Source organism: Actinoallomurus acaciae (genome assembly GCF_042429965.1).
GTDB classification, from domain to species: Bacteria; Actinomycetota; Actinomycetes; order Streptosporangiales; family Streptosporangiaceae; genus Actinoallomurus; species Actinoallomurus acaciae.
Genome location: NZ_JBHLZP010000267.1, coordinates 1 through 18,857, shown reverse-complemented (window position 1 = coordinate 18,857; position 18,857 = coordinate 1). Strand labels below are relative to the sequence as shown.

At 70.2% G+C, this 18,857-nt stretch carries 16 protein-coding genes; 13 read left to right on the top strand and 3 right to left on the bottom strand.

Annotated elements, in window-relative coordinates; genetic code table 11:
• Both ACFFNX_RS29540 and ACFFNX_RS29535 read right to left on the bottom strand, forming a co-directional pair.
• Positions 1-880, bottom strand: an 880-nt coding sequence (locus tag ACFFNX_RS29540; protein WP_378209069.1) for an ROK family transcriptional regulator, incomplete at its 3' end; no start/stop codon positions are given.
• 14 nt (positions 881-894) lie between these two features.
• Positions 895-1,860, bottom strand: a complete 966-nt coding sequence (locus ACFFNX_RS29535; RefSeq protein WP_378209067.1) for a multicopper oxidase domain-containing protein — start codon at positions 1,858-1,860, stop codon at positions 895-897.
• A 525-nt stretch (positions 1,861-2,385) separates the two neighbouring features.
• Between ACFFNX_RS29535 and ACFFNX_RS29530 the strand changes: the two genes are divergently transcribed.
• The 4 genes from ACFFNX_RS29530 to ACFFNX_RS29515 all read left to right on the top strand — a co-directional run bounded on the left by ACFFNX_RS29530 (position 2,386) and on the right by ACFFNX_RS29515 (position 9,049).
• Entirely contained in the window at positions 2,386-6,357 is a 3,972-nt protein-coding gene (locus ACFFNX_RS29530; RefSeq protein WP_378209065.1) for a ThuA domain-containing protein, read from the top strand.
• A gap of 161 nt (positions 6,358-6,518) precedes the next feature.
• Positions 6,519-7,598 carry an OmpL47-type beta-barrel domain-containing protein gene (locus ACFFNX_RS29525; protein ID WP_378209063.1) on the top strand — a complete coding sequence of 360 codons (1,080 nt, stop codon included), beginning with the start codon at positions 6,519-6,521 and terminating at the stop codon, positions 7,596-7,598.
• Positions 7,564-8,064: an OmpL47-type beta-barrel domain-containing protein gene (locus tag ACFFNX_RS29520; protein ID WP_378209061.1), complete on the top strand. Its 501-nt coding sequence runs from the start codon at positions 7,564-7,566 to the stop codon at positions 8,062-8,064. Before ACFFNX_RS29525 ends, ACFFNX_RS29520 begins: the two co-directional genes overlap by 35 nt.
• Positions 8,065-8,170: 106 nt before the next feature.
• Positions 8,171-9,049 (top strand): sugar phosphate isomerase/epimerase family protein, encoded by an 879-nt coding sequence (locus ACFFNX_RS29515; RefSeq protein WP_378209059.1) that lies wholly within the window; start codon positions 8,171-8,173, stop codon positions 9,047-9,049.
• 88 nt (positions 9,050-9,137) lie between these two features.
• Here ACFFNX_RS29515 and ACFFNX_RS29510 read toward each other — a convergent pair whose 3' ends face one another.
• The gene (locus ACFFNX_RS29510) at positions 9,138-9,671 is read right to left on the bottom strand and encodes a hemerythrin domain-containing protein (protein ID WP_378209058.1); all 534 of its coding nucleotides are present in this window, start codon (positions 9,669-9,671) and stop codon (positions 9,138-9,140) included.
• A gap of 175 nt (positions 9,672-9,846) precedes the next feature.
• Here ACFFNX_RS29510 and ACFFNX_RS29505 point away from each other — a divergent pair, with 175 nt between their 5' ends.
• The 9 genes from ACFFNX_RS29505 to ACFFNX_RS29465 are packed head-to-tail and all read left to right on the top strand — an operon-like array spanning position 9,847 to position 18,801.
• Entirely contained in the window at positions 9,847-10,941 is a 1,095-nt protein-coding gene (locus ACFFNX_RS29505) for an exonuclease/endonuclease/phosphatase family protein (protein ID WP_378209056.1), read from the top strand.
• On the top strand, positions 10,938-11,873 hold the full coding sequence (locus tag ACFFNX_RS29500; RefSeq protein ID WP_378209054.1) for a DUF6772 family protein: 936 nt from the start codon (positions 10,938-10,940) through the stop codon (positions 11,871-11,873). The genes ACFFNX_RS29505 and ACFFNX_RS29500 overlap by 4 nt, the downstream gene beginning before the upstream one ends.
• 10 nt (positions 11,874-11,883) lie before the next feature.
• Positions 11,884-12,255, top strand: coding sequence for a hypothetical protein (locus ACFFNX_RS29495; protein WP_378209052.1), 372 nt, complete (start codon positions 11,884-11,886; stop codon positions 12,253-12,255).
• Between the two features lie 16 nt (positions 12,256-12,271).
• Positions 12,272-13,819, top strand: a complete 1,548-nt coding sequence (locus ACFFNX_RS29490) for an ABC transporter substrate-binding protein (protein ID WP_378209050.1) — start codon at positions 12,272-12,274, stop codon at positions 13,817-13,819.
• A 19-nt stretch (positions 13,820-13,838) separates the two neighbouring features.
• Positions 13,839-14,915, top strand: coding sequence for a LacI family DNA-binding transcriptional regulator (locus ACFFNX_RS29485; RefSeq protein ID WP_378209048.1), 1,077 nt, complete (start codon positions 13,839-13,841; stop codon positions 14,913-14,915).
• Positions 14,915-15,841 carry an ABC transporter permease gene (locus tag ACFFNX_RS29480; protein WP_378209046.1) on the top strand — a complete coding sequence of 309 codons (927 nt, stop codon included), beginning with the start codon at positions 14,915-14,917 and terminating at the stop codon, positions 15,839-15,841. The genes ACFFNX_RS29485 and ACFFNX_RS29480 overlap by 1 nt, the downstream gene beginning before the upstream one ends.
• A complete protein-coding gene (locus ACFFNX_RS29475) occupies positions 15,838-16,728 on the top strand; it encodes an ABC transporter permease (protein WP_378209044.1) in 891 nt (296 codons plus the stop codon). The genes ACFFNX_RS29480 and ACFFNX_RS29475 overlap by 4 nt, the downstream gene beginning before the upstream one ends.
• A 16-nt stretch (positions 16,729-16,744) precedes the next feature.
• Positions 16,745-17,788 (top strand): ABC transporter ATP-binding protein, encoded by a 1,044-nt coding sequence (locus ACFFNX_RS29470; protein ID WP_378209042.1) that lies wholly within the window; start codon positions 16,745-16,747, stop codon positions 17,786-17,788.
• Positions 17,785-18,801, top strand: coding sequence for an ABC transporter ATP-binding protein (locus ACFFNX_RS29465; RefSeq protein ID WP_378209040.1), 1,017 nt, complete (start codon positions 17,785-17,787; stop codon positions 18,799-18,801). Before ACFFNX_RS29470 ends, ACFFNX_RS29465 begins: the two co-directional genes overlap by 4 nt.
• Positions 18,802-18,857: the final 56 nt, after the last annotated feature.

The window sequence follows — 18,857 nt, the reverse complement described above, 5'->3', positions numbered from 1 at the left end:
CGGCGGCCGCGGTGAGCGCGGCGCCCTGGTCGAGGCGTTCGGCCAGGTACGGCGAACGGCCGGAGCGCGCCGCCGCCGTCGCGTCGCGGGCCAGCGCGGCGCCGCTGAAGTACGCCTCGAGACATCCGGTGTTGCCGCAGACGCAGAGCGGTCCGTTGTCGTCGACCCGTACGTGCCCGATGTCGCCCGCGCTGCCGGACATCCCGCGGTAGATCTCGCCGTCGACGAGGATCCCGCAGCCGACGCCGGTGCCGATCTTGACCAGCAGGACGTCGTCGATCGAGCGGGCCGACCCGGCGTGCAGTTCGCCGAGGGCCATGATGTTGACGTCATTGTCGACCAGGACCGGACAGCCCAGCCGCTGACCGACCACCTCGCGCACCGGAAACCGGTCCCAGCCGGGCATGATCGGCGGCACGACCGGCACCCCGTCGCGGAAGCTGACCGGGCCGGGCACGCCGATTCCGACGCCGTGGAGCTCATCGAACAGGCCCTCACCGCGCAGCTTCTCCACCATGGCGAGCGCCCGGTCGAGGACGACGTCCGGGCCCTCGCGCACGTCGCAGGGCGCGGCGACGTGGCCGAGTATCTCCAGCTCCGCGTTGGTCACCGCGACGTCGATCGAGGTGGCGCCGATGTCGATGCCGGCGAACCGCAACCGCTGCGAGAGCCGGACGACACCCGAGCGCCGGCCGCCCCGTGACGCGGCCAGCCCCGCCTGCTCGACCAGCCCGCACGTGACGAGCCGGTCGAGTTCGACGAAGAGCTTGGACCGGGAGAGGTCGACGACGTCGCTGAGTTCGGCCCGCGACCGTGCGCCCCCGTCCCGGAGCAGGCGCAGCAGCCGCGCCTGATGCGCGTTCTCCGGCCGTGCGGTCATCTGCGTCACGCGCGTCAGTGCCGCATGCCTCCTGGAGGATCGCCCGGCATGGTGCCGTCCTTGTCGGTCACCACGAACATTCCGGCCATCCCCATGTCGGCATGGCTCTGCACGTGGCAGTGGTACATCCACATCCCCGTCCCGACGCGGTCACCGGCGACGACCTGGAAGCCGAACGAGTCGCCCGGCCCGGTGGTCCTGGTGTCGATGATCCGAGTCGGGTCCGTCGGGCTCTCCAGCAGGCCGGTGCGGTTGTCGGCCCACCGGTGCCCGTGGACGTGGAACGTGTGGAAGAAGTCCCCGTGGGTGATCACGATGAACTCCACCCGCTCGCCGATCTTCGCGACGAACTGCGGCGTGTCGTTGGCCGCGCGGTTGTTGATGGTCATGTCGTTGAAGACGACGGTGAACTGCTTGTGCGGCCGTACGTCACCCTTCCGCCGGACGACCAGCGGCCCGTACAGCCCCGCCCGGATGCCGCCCGTGCCGTGGTCCGTGCCCACGGTGTGGTCGTGGTAGTGCCAGTAGCCGGCGCTGCCGTGCTCGATGACGCCGCTGGTACGGCGACCGGGGGCGTGGGTGCGCCAGACGTAGGTGCGGCTGCCGCCCGGTTCGACCACGCTGTTGTTCATCTTCGTGCCGTCGCTGGCCGTGTCGTAGTCCACGCCGTGCACGTGCAGGCTGGCGGTCACGTCGAGGTTGTTGACCATCGTGATCTCGAGGGTCTCGCCCTCGGTCATCTCGATGAGCGGGCCGGGGATGGTGGCCTTGCCGGGCTTCAGCCCGTAGCCCATCTGGCCGTTCGGCAGCTTCTCCGCGTACAGGGTCATGCGGCGGATGGGGGTCGGCTTGTCGCCGGCCTTGGCCACCGTCGCGGCGGACGACTGGCCCGGTACGACCAGCGGAGTGAGCGCGGCGGCCGTGGCGAAGGCCCGCCGGGACAGCGCGCCTCGCGATGCACCTCTGCCAACCTCGGTCATGGTTCCCCAATCGATGGCGCCGCCCCATCGGGTGAGGCGACCTGCGGCTGTCCGTGCTGCCGACGAGGAGGTCGGCCTGGACGACGTGGAGTGCGGGGGAGTCGGGGTCTCGGACCTGCAGAAAATGGCTCATACCACTCGAAACCGGCCTCACCGTAACCGCGAGGCGGGACTTTTTCTAGTCAGATGACAAAGTCCGGCCATTTGCGGCGCTACTTCTTGACGTGGGAGCGAAAGAGCCGGAAGCTCCGCCCAGAGTTCGGATGCATCCGGACAAAGCTCACGACCCCGCGCCACGGTGCGCGGTGCACATCGCCGACCGTTCTGGAGTGCCGCATGCCACCACCAGTACCCGGTCGGCACCCGCGTCCGCTGCCGGCCCGGCAGAGCCCCCTCGGGCGGCAGCGGTCGACCATCCGCGACTCCGCACGTAGGTGCCGACATCGGCAGGCGCGGCGACCGCCGCGAATGACCCCATGGCTCTTCCGCAAGGTGCCGTTGAAGCTCTCCGACTAAGGAGCAACGATGGGTCGAAGAGACCTTTTCCCCCCGCCCCGACCATCCGCCTGGCGCCGTGTGCTGACCGTCGTGTCGAGTGTCGCGCTGACGATGGGACTGGCCGCTCTTCCCGCCGCACAGGCGCAGGCCAAAACCGACGCCGCGGCATCGGACGTCCGCGTGCTGGTGTTCCACGGGCCGGCCGACAAACAAGACGACCCGGTCGCGAGCGCGGCGGGGGCGATGGAGAAGCTGGGGAAGAAGAACCACTTCTCCGTCGACGAGTTCGACGACCCGCGAGTCTTCAGCGCCGGGACGCTGGCGCACTACCGCGCCGTGGTGTTCCTGTCGGCCGACGGCGTGACGCTGAGCGCCGACCAGCAGGCGGCGTTCCAGACCTACATCGAGCAGGGCAACGGCTTCGTCGGCATCCATGACGCCGCCCGCGCGCAGGCCGACTCCTCCTGGTTCACCGAGCTGATCGGCACCCGTCCCGCGGACAGCCTGCCGAACGCCGAGAAGGTCACCGACATCTCGGCGAGCGACGAGAACCCGCCGAACGAGACCAAGGACAAGCTCTTCGACGGCAAGAACGACACCAAGTGGCTCGCCCACGCGAAGTCGGGCTGGGTACAGGCGAAGGCGGAGAAGCCGGTCGCGGTCGCCCACTACGCGTTGACCTCGGCGAATGACTACCCCGGGCGTGACCCGAAGGACTGGACGCTGCAGGGCTCGCAGGACGGTAAGAGCTGGACCGACCTGGACAAGCGGAGCGGAGAGAGCTTCGACCAGCGGCTCCAGACCAAGGAGTACACCTTCAAGAACACCACGGAGTACGCCTACTACCGGCTGGACGTCACCGCGAACAGCGGCGAGCCGCTGACCCAGCTGGCGGAGCTGCGGCTGTTCGGCCCCACCGCCGGTCCTCCTCCGGAGGCCAAGGTCCAGCAGGCGACCGTGGACGTCACCGACCGCCAGCACCCGGCGAACAAGGGCCTGCCCCTCACCTGGAAGAGGTCGGACCAGTGGATGAACTGGAGCCCGAGCCCCCAGGGCAAGGTGCAGACGATCGCGCAGGTCGAGGAGCGAACCTACGACGCCGGCCCGAACGGCAACGGCGCGTTCCACCCGGTCTCCTGGTGCCGGGACTACGACGGCGGCCGGTCCTTCTACACGGGCATGGGCCGTACCGCGGACAGCTACACGACGGACAAGAAGTTCCAGAGTCACCTGCTCGGCGCGATCGAGTGGACGACCGGCATGGTCCGCGGCGACTGCAAGGCGACCATCGCGTCGAACTACACGATCGAGCGGCTGACCGGGAAGAACAAGACCGGAGAGCTCGACCAGATCGGTGAGCCGCACGGCCTGACGATCGCCCCGGACGGCAAGGTCTTCTACATCGGCAAGGCCGCCTGCCCGACCGGCCCGATCGTCGACTGGAACGACCCCAAGGTCGGCCTCGGCTGCGGCACGATCCACCAGTGGGACCCGAAGACGAAGCAGGTCAAGCTGCTCACCACACTGCCGGTGATGGGCAACCGCGGCAGCGGCGACGAACTGGTCAAGAACGAAGAGGGCCTCGTCGGCATCACGCTCGACCCGAAGTTCGAGCAGAACGGATGGATCTACGCCTACTGGATGCCGCACGAGTCGATCGACCGCGACAAGCAGCTCGGCCAGCGGACGATCTCACGGTTCACCTACGACGGGACGACCCAGACGATCGACCAGTCGACGCGCAAGGACCTGCTGCACTGGACCACCCAGATCCACAGCTGCTGCCACGCGGGTGGCGGCATGGCCTTCGACGATCAGGGCAACCTGTACGTCGGCTCCGGCGACAACAACTCCTCCGGCGGCGCCGGGGCGGGCTACTCCGGCAACAACTGGACCCAGGACTACAAGGGGGTCTCGTTCCAGGACGCCCGCCGCACCGCCGGTAACACCAACGACCTGAACGGCAAGATCATCCGGATCCACCCGGAGCCGGACGGCACGTACACGATCCCCAAGGGCAACCTGTTCAAGCCGGGCACGCCGCAGACCCGCCCGGAGATCTACGTCATGGGCGTTCGCAACATCGCGCGGATCGCCTGGGACAAGCAGAACAACTGGCTGACCGCGGGATGGGTCGGACCGGACGCCGGAGTCCCGGACCCGACCTGGGGCCCGGCCAAGTACGAGACCGCGACCATCATCGACTCCGCGGGCAACCAGGGCTGGCCGTACTGCATGGGCAACCGGCAGCCCTACCGCGACCGCAGCAACACCGACGCCAGCCAGCCCGCCGGCTGGTACGACTGCGCCCACCTGAAGAACCAGTCGCCGCGCAACACCGGCCGTACCGACATCCCGGCGGCGCGCGACAACATGATCTGGTACTCGCCGCAGGGCGGTGGCCCGGTCTACCCGCAGCGCACCGACGGCAGCGGCCTGCCGACGTACAAGCAGGGCGACGAGATCTTCACCGAGCCGTACCTCAAGGGCGGCGGCCAGGCCATCATGGACGGCCCGACCTACCACCGCTCCGAGGTCGACACCAACAGCGGTGTGGCCTGGCCGGCGTACTGGGAGAACAAGTGGTTCATCGGGGATGAGTCCAACGCCCAGAACCGCGTCGCCGTCACCGTCGACCCGAAGACCGTCGCCAAGCACGGCGCGCCGGCCTTCGCCGAGGACCTCCGCAGCATCATCCAGCCCGGAGGCGGCGACAACCAGCTCCAGTCCTGGATGGACGCCAAGTTCGGTCCGGACGGCGCGCTCTACATGCTCGACTACGCGGGCGGCTTCTTCAGCCTCGACCCGAACCAGAAGCTGATCCGCATCAGCTACCACGGTGGGGCGGCGACGCCGAACCCGAGTGAGGCCACGACGCGGGCGGTCCAGCAGAGCACGCCGAACACGATCGCGTTCTCCAGCCGGAAGGCCGGCGGTGTGTCGTGGACCTGGGACTTCGGTGACGGCAGCAAGCCGTCTCACGCGGCCGACCCCACGCACACGTACCTCAACTTCGGCACCTACCACGCAACGCTGAAGGTCACCTACGCGGACGGCGAGACGACCACCGGGAAGATCAAGGTGACGGTCGGCTGCTCCGCGCCCGACGCCCGGAAGACGGTTCGGCTGCTGGACACCGACACGGGCGTGGCCAACCGCTCCGTCGGGGGCGGCTGCACGGTCAACGACATGATCGACGACGAGCGTACCTGGCCGAACCACGCTCAGTTCGTCAGCTACCTGAACAACCTGGCGAACCAGTTCCAGCGGGAAGGAGTCCTCACACTCGCCGAGGCGCAGACGCTGAAGAAGGCGGGTGCGCAGTCGCCGATCGGCAAGACGAACGGGTACGAGCCCATCTTCGACGGGACGGCGCAGTCCCTCGGCGGATGGTCACAGGCCCCGTCCGGTCAGTTCAGGCTGCAGGGCGACGGCACGATCCGCAGCTCCGGCGGCCTGGGCATGCTGTGGTACTCCAAGAAGGCGTACGCCGACTTCTCGGTGCGACTGCAGTTCCGCGACGTCGCGCCCGACGGGTACCGCGCGAACAGCGGAGTCTTCGTCCGGTTCCCCGACATCAGGACCCCGCTGGACCAGCGCCCGACCGGGAGCTGCGGCACCGTCGGCTCGGCCCGCACGTCCGCCGCGTGGGTCGCGATCTACTGCGGCCAGGAGATCCAGATCTACGACGGCGACACGGGAGAACCGCAGAAGACGGGCTCGGTCTACAACTTCAAGGCCAATGACCTGAGCCAGGCGCGGACGACCCCGAAGGGCAAGTGGAACGACTACGAAGTCCGGGTGGTCGGCCAGCACTACACGATCATCCGCAACGGTGTGGTGATCAACGAGTTCGACAACACCCCGGGCAAGCAGTCGACCCGGGACGGGGACCCGCCCACGGACCTGCGCCAGTTCATCAGCGGGTTCATCGGGCTGCAGAACCACAGCGACAACGACCTGACCGAGTTCCGCAACGTGCGGGTGCGGCAGCTCTAGCGGCCGGCCGGTGCCGGACGGCGGGGCCATCGCCCCGCGTCCGGCACCGCTCCGGCGACCCACCTCGCCGAGCGTGAGAGGCAGAGCGACAGATGAACTTCAGACCCCTTCTCACCCGGTCGGCCGTGCGGAGGGCGCCCGGTGCCCTTACCGCGGTGGCCGTGGTGATCCTCAGTATGGCGATGTCGGTGCTGTGGCTGTCGCCGAGTGCGGTGGCGGCGGGCGCCGGCGACCACAAGCTCCATGCGGCGGCCGAACAGGTGCTCACCTGGACCGCCGACGACAGCATGACCGCGTACAAGTCCGCGCCGTCCACGGCGACCGCCGGGACCACGACGATCGTCTTCGACAACAGCACGGCCAGCGGCAACACGACCGGGATGACGCACACTCTGACCTTCGACGTCTCCACCCCCGGCTACAACCACGACGTCAACGTCAACATCATCTCCAGCCCGTACGACGCCGAGGGCGGACATCACGAGGTCCAGGCCAACCTCACCCCCGGCAAGTACCGCTACTACTGCGCCATGCCGGGCCACGAGATGAGCGGCGAACTGGTGGTCACCGGCGGCGGTGGCACGGACACCACCCCGCCGGAGGTGTCGGCGTCGGTGTCGGGGGACAAGGACGCGGACGGGAATTATGTGGGGTCGGCGACGGTGACGGTGTCGGCGAGTGACACCGAGTCCGGGGTGGCCTCGGTGGAGTACGCGCTGGATGGGGCTTCGTATGCCGTGTACTCGGCTCCGGTGTCGGTGAATGAGGCCGGTGCGCACACGGTGAAGTACCGGGCGACGGACAAGGCGGGGAACGTCTCGCCGGAAGGCTCGGTGTCGTTCACGGTGGCTCCGCCGCCGAGCGGGGACACCACCCCGCCCCAGGTGTCGGCGACCGTGTCGGGCGAGAAGAACCCGGACGGCACCTACGCCGGCCCGGCCACCGTCACGGTCGTGGCCAGTGACACCGGGTCCGGAGTGGCCACGGTGGAGTACGCGCTGGACGACCAGCCGTTCGCGGCGTACACGGACCCCGTCGTGGTCGACCAGCCGGGTGCCCACACGCTCCAGTTCCGGGCCACGGACAAGGCCGGGAACACCTCGCCCGCGGGCTCGGTGTCGTTCACGATCGCCGCGCCGTCGGGGGAGGACACGACCCCGCCGGAGGTGTCGGCGTCGGTGTCGGGGGACAAGGACGCGGAATTATGTGGGGTCGGCGACGGTGACGGTGTCGGCGAGTGACACCGAGTCCGGGGTGGCCTCGGTGGAGTACGCGTTGGATGGGGCTTCGTATGCCGTGTACTCGGCTCCGGTGTCGGTGAATGACGCTGGTGCGCACACGGTGAAGTACCGGGCGACGGACAAGGCGGGGAACGTCTCGCCGGAGGGTTCGGTGTCGTTCACGGTGGCCGCGCCGCCGAGTGGGGACACCACCCCGCCCCAGGTGTCGGCGCAGGCCACCGGCGATCAGGACTGGGCCTGGAACTACGTCGGCTCGGCCACGGTGACGATCTCGGCGAGCGACGCCGACTCCGGGGTCGCCTCGGTGGAGTACGCGCTCGACGGTCAGCCGTTCACGGCCTACACCAAGCCGTTCGCGGTCGGCCAGCCCGGGGCGCACACGGTGCGGTTCCGCGCCACGGACAAGGCCGGAAACACCTCCGACGTCGGCACGGCGAAGTTCCGGGTCGTCAAGCGCGGGTCGTAGTGCCCCGAAGCCAGGCGAGCAAGGCGGTAAGCGAGATCCGAAGGAGCGGTTGCCCATGTGTGGTAACGAGCGTGTGACATTCGACCGGCGAAGGTTCCTCAGAGGGGTGGCCGCCACCGCGGCGGGCGTCACCGCGATCGGCGCGGCGGGCGGGCTGGCGCCGAGCGCCTTCGCCGACACGGCCGGTTCCCGGGGCCATGGCAGGCACATCCCGAACGACAAGATCGGTCTTCAGCTCTACTCCGTACGCGACGCGTTCATGGCCCAGCCGGAGGCCGTCCTGCGCGCCCTGTCCAGAGCCGGCTACCGCAAGGTGGAGTTCGCGGGGCTGCCGGGCGCCACCGACCCGGCCCACGCTCCGGCGATCCGCGCGATGCTCGACAAGTACCACCTGGTGGCGATCTCCAGCCACCACAACTTCAGCGAGTTCACCGACGAGACCCGGCTGAGCCAGCTCATCGAGATGGCGAGGATCCTCGGCCAGAAGTACATCGTGTGCCCGGGCGGCGTGCCCGACACCGCCGACGGCTTCGCCCAGGCCGGCCCCGCCTTCAACCGGGCGGGGGAGAAGATCCGCGCCGCCGGGATGAAGCTCGGCTACCACAACCACACCGGCGAGTTCCAGGGCCACGGCCCGGACGGGCGGACGTTCTACCAGATCCTGCTCGACAGCTCCGACCCCCATCTGCTCCACATGGAACTCGACATGGGCTGGTCGAGCGCCGCCGGCCTCAGCGCCCACGACAACCTCGACCTCATCGCCGCGAACAGGGGACGGATGCTCCTGGCCCACGTCAAGGACCTGCACCCGGACGGCAGCCTCGCCGACCTCGGCACCGGCATCGTCGACTACCGGACGATCCTGCGCGGGGCGACCCGGCTCGGCATGCGGGAGTTCATCATCGAGAACGACGACCAGAGCAACCCGCTGACCGACTCCCGGGCGGCGAACATGCACCACTACCTGGCCACGCTCAGGCTCTGAGGTCGCGCCGTCTCCCGGCGGAGCGCTCCACGTCCGGTCCTGCCTCAGGCGGGCTCGCGCGGGGTCGCTCCGCCGGGTGGCGTACGGGTCAGGACGCGCCCTGGCCCGGCGGCTCCCATCGGTCCAGCACCACGCCGTGATACCGGATGAGGAGCCCGTGGCCGGGGGTCTTCTCGACCACCGCGGCCTTCTTGAAGGCGATGATCTTGTCGCCCAGCTCGACCAGCGTCCGCCGGTCGCTGTGGTGGCTCAGCCAGGGGAACACGCTCAGTTCCTCGTGCATGGTCTCGCGCTCGACCTCGCATATCAGCCGGGTGACCAGCGTGCCGAACGTGGCGTCGGCCGCGTCGGTACTGGAGATCTCGGCCAGCAGGTGTTCGATCCGGGTGTGGGCACCGGTCTCCATCGCCACGTCGATGGCCCATCGGGGCACGGTCGAATGGACCGTCGGATAGAGATACAGGTCTTCGGCGACGGCATGAAGGATCAGCTCGCCGCTCATCCGATCGACGAGCCGGCGGCGGTCCGGCCCGTGGGTCGTCGGCAGCCGCATGATCAGGTCCATGATGCGGCGATGATCGCGGATGAGGACACTGATCAGCGAGCGATCAACAGAGACCATCGGATCCCCCCGAGGCGTCGTTGTACGCCCTACCCGCGCTGATGGCCGAAGAACGCTCTCCAGCCGAGAACGCCACGGCCTGCGAAATTTCCGCGTAACGCACCATTGACATCCCTGAAATCGGGCGTACCGTAACACCTCAACGATCACGTGAACGTTAATGTGAGGACGCGCGATGCGAGACGAACGGCTCTCCCGCAGGTGGACGAAGGTCGCGGTTCCCCTTGCCGTGACCCTCCTGATGCTCGGGAACGCCTCCGCGGCCACGGCCGCCGGGAACGGCCGGGCACGAGCCATCGATGTCCGGGTGGGCAGCTACAACGTCTGCGGCCAGGGCTGTCTGCCGACCAAGGAGGAGTGCGAGCGGGTCATCGGCCGTGACTGCGCGACCAAGCTCAAGCCGTGGGCCGACAGCCGGGCCGCGGCGGTGGCCGAGGACGTCGACGCGGCCGGGCTGGGCGTCGTCGCGACCCAGGAGATCGGCAACAATCCGACGCCGACGCAGGCCGGCGTCGACGTCGAGTCCTTCCGCGCCCCGCTGACGGCGGCGCTCGCCCGGCACGGGTACGCCCAGGCGCCCGCGGACTACGCCGATGCCCGGCACCCCTGGTACGGCTACCCGCTCGAGTCCGGCGCCGGCCGGTTCACCTACTACGACGCCTCGCGCTACTCCCATCTCGACGAGCACGGGCGCGAGCTGCCCCACGACCTGTTCTGGCTGCCCGACTCGACCGAGATCTACGGCAAGACCATGACCTGGAACGTCCTGCGCGATCGCGCGACCGGCGTCCGCTTCGTCGTGGTCGACATGCATCTGGAGTACCGCAAGAACGGCGCGACCGACCCCAACGGCTGGACCAAGAACTGGGACCAGGTCCGGTACGGCGACGCGCGCCGGACCGCCGAGGAGCTCACCCTGCACAACCCCCGGACCAGGGACCTGCCGATCGTGTTCGCCGGGGACATGAACTCCGGTTCGACCGCGGACGGCGCGAGCGCGGTCGACGCCTTCTCCGACGTGGGCTTCGCCGACGCCCACGCCGTCGCCGCCCATCGCACCGGTGACGAGTACGCCTCCTTCAACGGCGGGAAGATCCCGCTTCCGGCCGGGGAGAAGATCGACCACATCTTCGTCCGGAAGGGCACCCCGGTCCGCGACTGGGTGCTGATTCCGCAGACGACCGAGACGTCCGGAGCGCCGGCGGAGCTGCTCCGTTCCGACCACAACCTCTCCTACGCGAACGTCCGCCTGAAGGGAACGTCCCGTTGACGACCACCCCGCACGTCGATCCACGCCTGCTCGACCCGAAGCTGGCCAAGTTCAACCCCCTGCGCCGGATCCTCGTGCACGACGACTTCAACGACGGCGCACACGGGTGGGTCGAACTGATCGGCAACCACGATGAGCACGGCGACCTCGACACCGTCGATGAGCACATGTCCGACTTCCGGCCGCCGCAGCTCAGCTCCTGCGACTTCTTCGACGTCGGTACCCACGGCGCCATGTCGGGCACGTACGCGCTGAAGGTCGCCACCCGGCCGGTCGCCGGGCACACCGCGGTCGCGATCCGCAGGCTCACCATGGCGGGCCGCGGAAAGGTCCAGTTCGAGACGTACCTGGCGTACAAGGCCGAGGCGGCCTCGGCCGAGAACGGCGCCGCCGCGGCGGCCGGCGGCGGACGGTGGGACGCGAACAACCACCCGTCGGAACAGCAGTTCGGCGCGTTCACCGTCGCGACCGACATCTGCGACGGTGTCCGCTACCACACCGTTGCGCGCTACCTGAACACCGACCTGGACCATCAGGTGCGGCACCAGTGGGTGTATCCCACCGTCCCCGAGCCGACGCCGCGCGAGCACTTCGAAGGCAAGGTCAGGCTCGGCCGGACCGCGGACTTCACCGCCCCGAACCCCGAGGACTGGAAGCCGTTCGGCGAGCCGCAGGAGATGTGCTTCAACGAGGTCCCGACCAAGGTCAACTGGCACTATCTGCGCTGGGTGATCGACACCAGCACCCGCAAGAACGTCGAGCTCCAGGTCAATGACGTCGTCCATGACATGTCCGACGTTCCGGTGCCGCCGTACGACGAGCACTACGGGTCGCTGCAGAACCTGCTCAACTTCTACGTCTCCGTCCGCACGCACACCGAGGTCCGGAACTTCCTCTATCTCGACTCGGTACTGATCTCGGTGGACTGGTGAGGAGAGCCCGATGAGAATGCGACAGTCGCTCACCGCCGTCATCGAGCGCAACACGACGCTGACCGGCGAGTTCACCACCGAGCCGTACGAGGTCGCCTGGGCCGGCGAGGCCCGCTGGTTCGTCCGCGTGCTCGGCGCCACCGGGCGCTCACCGCGCCTCATCGCGCGCACCCAGATCTCCCCGGACGGCCTGCACTGGTGCGACCTGGACGGGATCGACCAGACCGTCTCGCCCGCCGACGGTCCCCTGCACAGCTGGCCGGCGGCCGACTTCGGCGGCTGGCTCAGGCTGCGCGGCACCGTCGCCGACGAGGGACCGGGCCGCTCGCCGGACGAGGCGGCGGGGATCAAGGTCCTCATCTACCTGGCGTTGAAGGCATGACCGGGGCGGCGGCGGCATGACAACGACAGGCAGGCCGGACACCGGCGGCACGCACTTCGGGCGACGGGACTTCCTCGCCATGGCCGGGCTCGGATCCGCGGGCCTGTTCCTGGCCGGCTGCGGCTTCGGCGGCGGTGGCGGGGGCGCTCCCAAGGGCGCGCTGCGCGCCGCGTTCGGCCAGCCGGTCACCGACCTGGATCCCTACAACGCCGCGACGGCGGTCGACGAGGCGTCACTGATCGTCAAGCGCCTGGTGTTCGACACCCTCGTCCGGCGTCAGGGCGACCGGCTGGTCCCGGGGCTGGCGAGCGGCTGGGAACGTACGAACGACACCACGTGGGTGTTCACGCTGCGCCGCGGCGCCCGGTTCCACGACGGGACTCCCGTCACCGCGGCCGACGTCGCGGCCTGCCTGAAGCGCACGCGGGCGGTCGCCTCCGCGCAGACGCCGCTGTGGGCCTCGGTCACCAGGGCCGAAGCCCGCGACGACCACACGGTGGTCTTCACCACCGACGGCCCGCTCGGCTCGCTCCCGGTCAACCTCACCCTGCTCTTCGTCGTCCCGGCCGCCCGGGTCGCCGATCCGGAGCAGAAGCGTCGTCCGATCGGGTCGGGGCCGTTCCGCGTCACCGGGTTCACGCCGTCGACCTCGGTCGAGCTGGCGCGCTTCGATGACCACTGGGGCGGCCGGGCCGACCTGCCCGGGATCTCGATGCCCTACATCGCCGAGACGTCATCGGCGATCACCGCGCTCCGCAACGGGGACATCGACCTGCTGTGGCCGATCCCCCCGGACCAGTTGCCCGAGGTCACCGGCGTGGGCGGCGTCACTGTCGAGCCCGTCCCCTCGTGGACGTACTACCTCAACTGGTTCAACTGCTCGCGGAAGCCGTTCACCGACCCGAACGTCCGCCGGGCCCTGTGCCAGGCCGTCGACCTGCCGCAGATCGTGGACAGGCTCTTCGGCCGCGGGGGTCAGCGGATGCGGGCGCCGATCCCGTCGACGGTCGCCGGGTACGCCGCGCAGGAGCCCTGGTCCTACGACCCGGCCGCCGCGAGACGCCTGCTCGCCGCGGCCGGGCTCGGCCGCGGCTTCACCACCTCGATGATGTGGTTCGACGCCACCGGTCCGCTCGCCCGCGAGCTCGCCGAGGCGATGATCTCCTCGTGGGCCGAGATCGGGGTCACGGTCCGCCCGCAGAGCATCGAGAAGGCCCAGTGGCTCGAACGCCTGAACAGCCTCGACTGGGACATGAACCTCCAGACGAACACCGTGACCACGGGGGACGCCGCGTTCACCGTCGGCCGCCTGTACACGTCCAAGGCCGACCGGATGGGCTACCAGAACCCGGCCCTCGACAAGATCCTCGCACGCGCCGCGGCGGCGCCCTCCGGATCGGACCGCGACGCCCTCTACGGTGAGGCGTGCAAGATCATCTGGTCCGACGCCGTCGGACTGTTCCCGCTCACCCTCGTCACCGGGTACGGGCGCTCGAGCCGGCTCACCGGCTTCACCCCCGCCCCGAACAACCAGCCCGACCTCGCGGCGGTGGGACGCCGATGACACCGTGCCGGAGGATCCGATGAGCCCACGACGCCGTACGACGCTGCGTGACATCGCCACGTCGCTCGACCTGTCGGTCAACACCGTCTCACGGGCGCTCGCCGACAAGGACGCGGTCGGCGTGGAGACGCGGAGGCGTGTCAAGGCCGAGGCCGAGCGCCTCGGCTACGTGCCCAACACGATGGCCCGCTCTCTCGTTCTGCAGAACGCGATGACCCTGGGGCTGGTCATCACGAACCCGTCCAACCCCTTCTACGCCCGCCTCATCTCCGCGATCGAGGAGCGCGGGCGTACCCGCGGGTACTCGCTCATGCTGATGGTCACCGAGGACTCGGTCGACAACGAACGTCGCGCCGCCGAGGAACTGATGCGGTGGGGCGTCGACGGAGTGCTGGCGATCCCGGTCCAGCACGGCGCCGAGCACTGGGAACGCCTCCGCAAGTCCGGCGTCCCCCTCGTCCTGCTCAACCGCGACCTGCCCGGGCTCGACGTCGACCTCGTCGGCGTCGACTACTACGCCGGCGCCGCCGCGGCGACCGAGCACGCGCTGAGCACCGGCGCCACCGAGCTGTACCTGGTCGAGGAGGACCTGGACATCTCACCGGTCGCCGAGCGCATCCGCGGATTCCGCGACACGCTCGCGGTCCACGGGCTGGACGCCCCCGATGACGTCGTCGTCCGCGTGGACTCGCCGGAAGACGTCTCCGTGTCGGTGCCGTTCGACCCCGGCCCCGCGTACGAGCTCGGCGCCGGCCTCGCCCGCCGGGCCGGACCCGGGGCGGTCGTGCTGGCGGGCAATGACTACCACGCGCTGGGCCTGTGCCGCGCCTTCGCCGAGCAGGGCCTGCGGGTCGGCGCGGACATCGGCGTCATCGGGCACGGCGACCATCCCTTCTCGGCCTACCTCGACCCCGCGCTGACCACGGTGCGGCTGCCGGCGCCCGAGGTGGGGCGGGCCGGCATCGACCGGCTGCTCGAACACGTCGAGACCGCCGGGGGATCCGACGGCGCCGGGGCCGGTCCGGCGCACACGCTGCTGCCGCCCGAGCTCATCGTGCGGGCGTCCGTGCCCCGGACCGCCGGAGGTGAGCGCTGATGGGAGTGTTCGTCGCGAAGCGGCTCGGGCAGGCCGTGGTGGTCGCCTGGGGAGCGCTGACGCTGGTCTTCATCATCGTCCGCGTCGTGCCCGGGGACCCCGCGAAACTCATTCTCGGCCCGGACGCCTCGGCCGACCAGCTCAAGCACGTACGGACGGACTTCGGCCTCGATCATCCGCTCTGGCGGCAGTACGTGGATCATCTCGCCGGAGTCCTGCACGGCGACCTCGGTGACTCGTGGCGCCTCGGCGGCTCCGCGCTCGGCGACACGCTCGAACGCTTCCCCGCCACCCTCACCCTGTCCCTGGTCGCCCTCGTGCTGACCATCGTGATCGGCTTTCCGCTCGGGATGCTGTGCGCGCGCCGGCCCGGGAAGGTGCTCGACCTGCTGGTGTCCACCGGGTCGCTGGTCGGGCAGGCCGTTCCGTCCTTCTGGCTCGGCATCGTCTTGGTCCTGCTGTTCGCCCGCGAGCTCGGCTGGCTGCCCGCGACCGCGGACGGGTCGTTCGCCGGGGTGCTGCTGCCCGGCTTCACCCTCGCGCTGCCGTTCATCGGCTGGCTCGCCCGCCTGGTGCGCAACGGCGCGCTGGAAGAGGGCGCGAAGGACTACGTGCGTACGGCCCGCGCCAAGGGCGTGCCGGAGGGCCTGGTCCAGTACGTGCACGTGGGCCGGAACATCGCGGTCCCGGTCGTCACCGTGCTCGGCCTCCTGATGGGCAACTTCATCGCCAACGCGGTCATCATCGAGGTCGTCTTCTCCTGGCCCGGCATCGGGTCGCTGATGGTGGACGCGATCACGAACCGCGACTACGCGGTCGTCGAGGCCGCGGTCCTCACGATGACGCTGGCCTACATCGTCTTGAACCTGCTCGTGGACGTCGTCTACTTCGCCCTCGACCCGCGCCTCACCCCGGAGAACGCATGAGCGCCATCACAGTGCCGGCCGAAGGAGTGGCCGCGGACGCACGCACCGGGAGCGGCCGGCGGCGCGTGCCCGTACGAGTGTGGGTCGGCATCGGGGTGCTGGCGGTGTTCGTCCTCGCCGCGCTCCTGGGTCCGCTGCTGCGGCCGTACGACCCGGTGGCGACGCATCTCTCCGACCGGCTCCTCGCGCCCGGCAGCCGCACCGCCGGGGGATCGATCGCCTGGCTCGGCACCGACCAGGTCGGACGTGATCTGCTCGCCGACCTGCTCGCCGGGGCCCGGATCACACTGCTGGTCGCCGGCGCGACCGTCGTCGTCGGGGGTGCCGTCGGTCTCGTCGTCGGACTGGTCTCCGGATACTTCGGCGGCCCGCTGGACACCATCGCCTCGCGCGTCGGCGACGTGCAGCTCGCCTTCCCCTCGATCCTGCTGGCGATCCTGCTCGCCGGAGTCCTCGGCCCGAGCATCACCAACATCGTCATCACACTGGCGATCACCCGCTGGGTCATCTTCGCACGCGTCGTCCGCGCGTCCGCCATGTCGACGCGACGGCTGGAGCACGTCGACTCCGCCCGGGTCCTGGGCTGCGGGCACATCCGCATCCTCGTCCGGCACGTGCTGCCGTCCTGCTGGCAGCCGCTGCTCGTCGCGGCGACGGTCCAGGTCGGCCTGGTGATGGTCGCCGAGGCGTCGCTGAGCTTCCTCGGCCTCGGCGTACCGGTCGACACGGCCTCCTGGGGCGCGACGGTCTCGATCGGACGGGACTACCTGGGGTCGGCGTGGTGGATCTCCACCGTGCCGGCCGCCGCCCTCGCGCTCGTCGTCACCGCGGTCGGCGTGGTCGGCGACGGGTTCCGTGACCTGTCCGACCCCCGGTCCCAGATCTGAACGAGAGGAGCGACCGATGCCTTCCACCATCGAGGAGGTCGCCGGGACCACCGGCCCGACCCCGGTCGCGCGGCTGCGCGGAGTCCACATCGGCTTCGGCGCCCCGGGGAGAGAACGCCCGGTCGTCCGCGGCGTCGAACTCGACCTCGTGCCGGGCCGGGTCACCGCCCTGGTCGGGGAGTCCGGCAGCGGAAAGTCGCTGACGACACTCGCCCTCATGGGCCTGCTGCCCGGCGGCGCGCGCGTCAGCGCCGGCTCGGTCGAGATCGACGGGCAGGACACGGCCGGCTTCACCGACGCGCGGTGGAGACGGCTCCGGGGCCCGAAGATCGCGATGGTCTTCCAGGACCCGATGGCCGCCCTGAACCCGTCCTTCACGGTCGGGTGGCAGGTGGCCGAGACGTTCCGGCGCCACCAGGGCGCCTCACACCGGACCGCGCGGGCCCGCGCGATCGAGCTCATGCGGACGGTCGGAATCCCCGACGCCGAACACAGGTACCACGCCTACCCGCACGAGTTCTCCGGCGGGATGCGCCAGCGCGCGATGATCGCCATGGCGCTGGCCCTGGAACCGGAGGTGCTGCTGGCGGACGAGCCCACCACGGCCCTCGACGTGACGGTGCAGGCACAGATTCTGCGCCTGCTCACGGCCCGGCAGGCCGAGGCGCGGATGGCGATGCTGCTCGTCTCGCACGATCTGGGGGTGGTCGCCCGCGTGGCCCAGCACGTGGCGGTGATGTACGCCGGGCGGATCGTCGAGGCCGGAACGCTGGATGAGGTCTACACCAGCCCGGCGCACCCCTACACGCGCGGGCTGCTCGACGCGATGCCCGACCCCGGCCGCCCGGGCCGGCTCGTTCCCATCGCCGGTCAGCCCCCGGCCCCCGGCCGCCTGCCGGCGGGTTGCGCCTTCGCGCCACGCTGCCGTTTCGCCACCGAGGTGTGCCGGACCGACGACCCCGAGGCGGTTCCCGTCACCGGGTCCGACGGGAGCCGTCATATCGCTGCATGTCATCACAGTGCCCTGATTCTCGGCACCGAGCCGGAGGCGCGTTCGTGAACACCGCACAGGCAAGCGTTCCCGAGGCCGGCACCGCACTCCTGCGGATCCGCGGGCTGCGCGCCGGATACAGCACACGCGGCCACTCCGGGTTCGGCCGGCGTCGCGTCGACGCGGTCGCCGGCGTCGACCTGACGGTCCATGCCGGCCGGACCCTGTGCGTGGTGGGCGAGTCCGGATGCGGCAAGTCGACCCTGGCCCGGTCGGTCGTCGGCCTGCTGGACCCGTTCGCCGGGTCGATCTCCTTCGGGGACGTCGACCTGTCCTCGGCGGGGCGGCGCGAGCGGCACCGGGTCGCCCGCGACCTGCAGATGGTCTTCCAGGACCCCTACACGTCCCTGAACCCGCGGATGCGCGTCGCCGACGTCATCGCCGAGGGCTGGCACGTGCACCGGGGCGTGCTCCCCGCCGGCGAGCACGCGGCCGAGGTCGACCGCCTGCTCTCCCTGGTCGACCTGGACTCCTCCCACGCCGGACGCCGGTTGCACGAGCTGTCCGGCGGACAGTGCCAGCGGGTGAGCATCGCGCGTGCACTGGCCCTGCGGCCGAAGCTGATCGTGTGCGACGAGGCGGTCTCCGCCCTCGACGTGTCGGTACGGGCGCAGGTCCTCAACCTCCTGATGGACTTGCAGGAGGAGCTGGGGATCGCCTACCTGTTCATCTCCCACGACCTCGACGTCGTGCGCCACATCGCCGACGAGGTGGCCGTGATGTATCTGGGCACCATCGTCGAGCACGGCACCGCCGAGCAGGTCTTCCAGAACCCCCGGCACCCCTACACCCGGGCGTTGCTGTCGGCCGCCCCGTCGATCCACGACCGTCCGGGCGGCACGAGCGAGGCCACGCTGACCGGCGAGGTGCCGTCACCGGCGGCACCGCCGTCGGGATGCCGGTTCCGCACCCGCTGCCCGATCGCGGCCGACGTCTGCGCCACCGAGGTACCCGGGCTACGGGCCCACGAGGGCGGCGACCACGCGGCGGCGTGCCACTTCGCCGGCGAGACCCACACCTGACACCGCACGACCGACGGCCCGGCCCCCGCCGCCAAGTGGCAGAGGGCGCCGGGCCG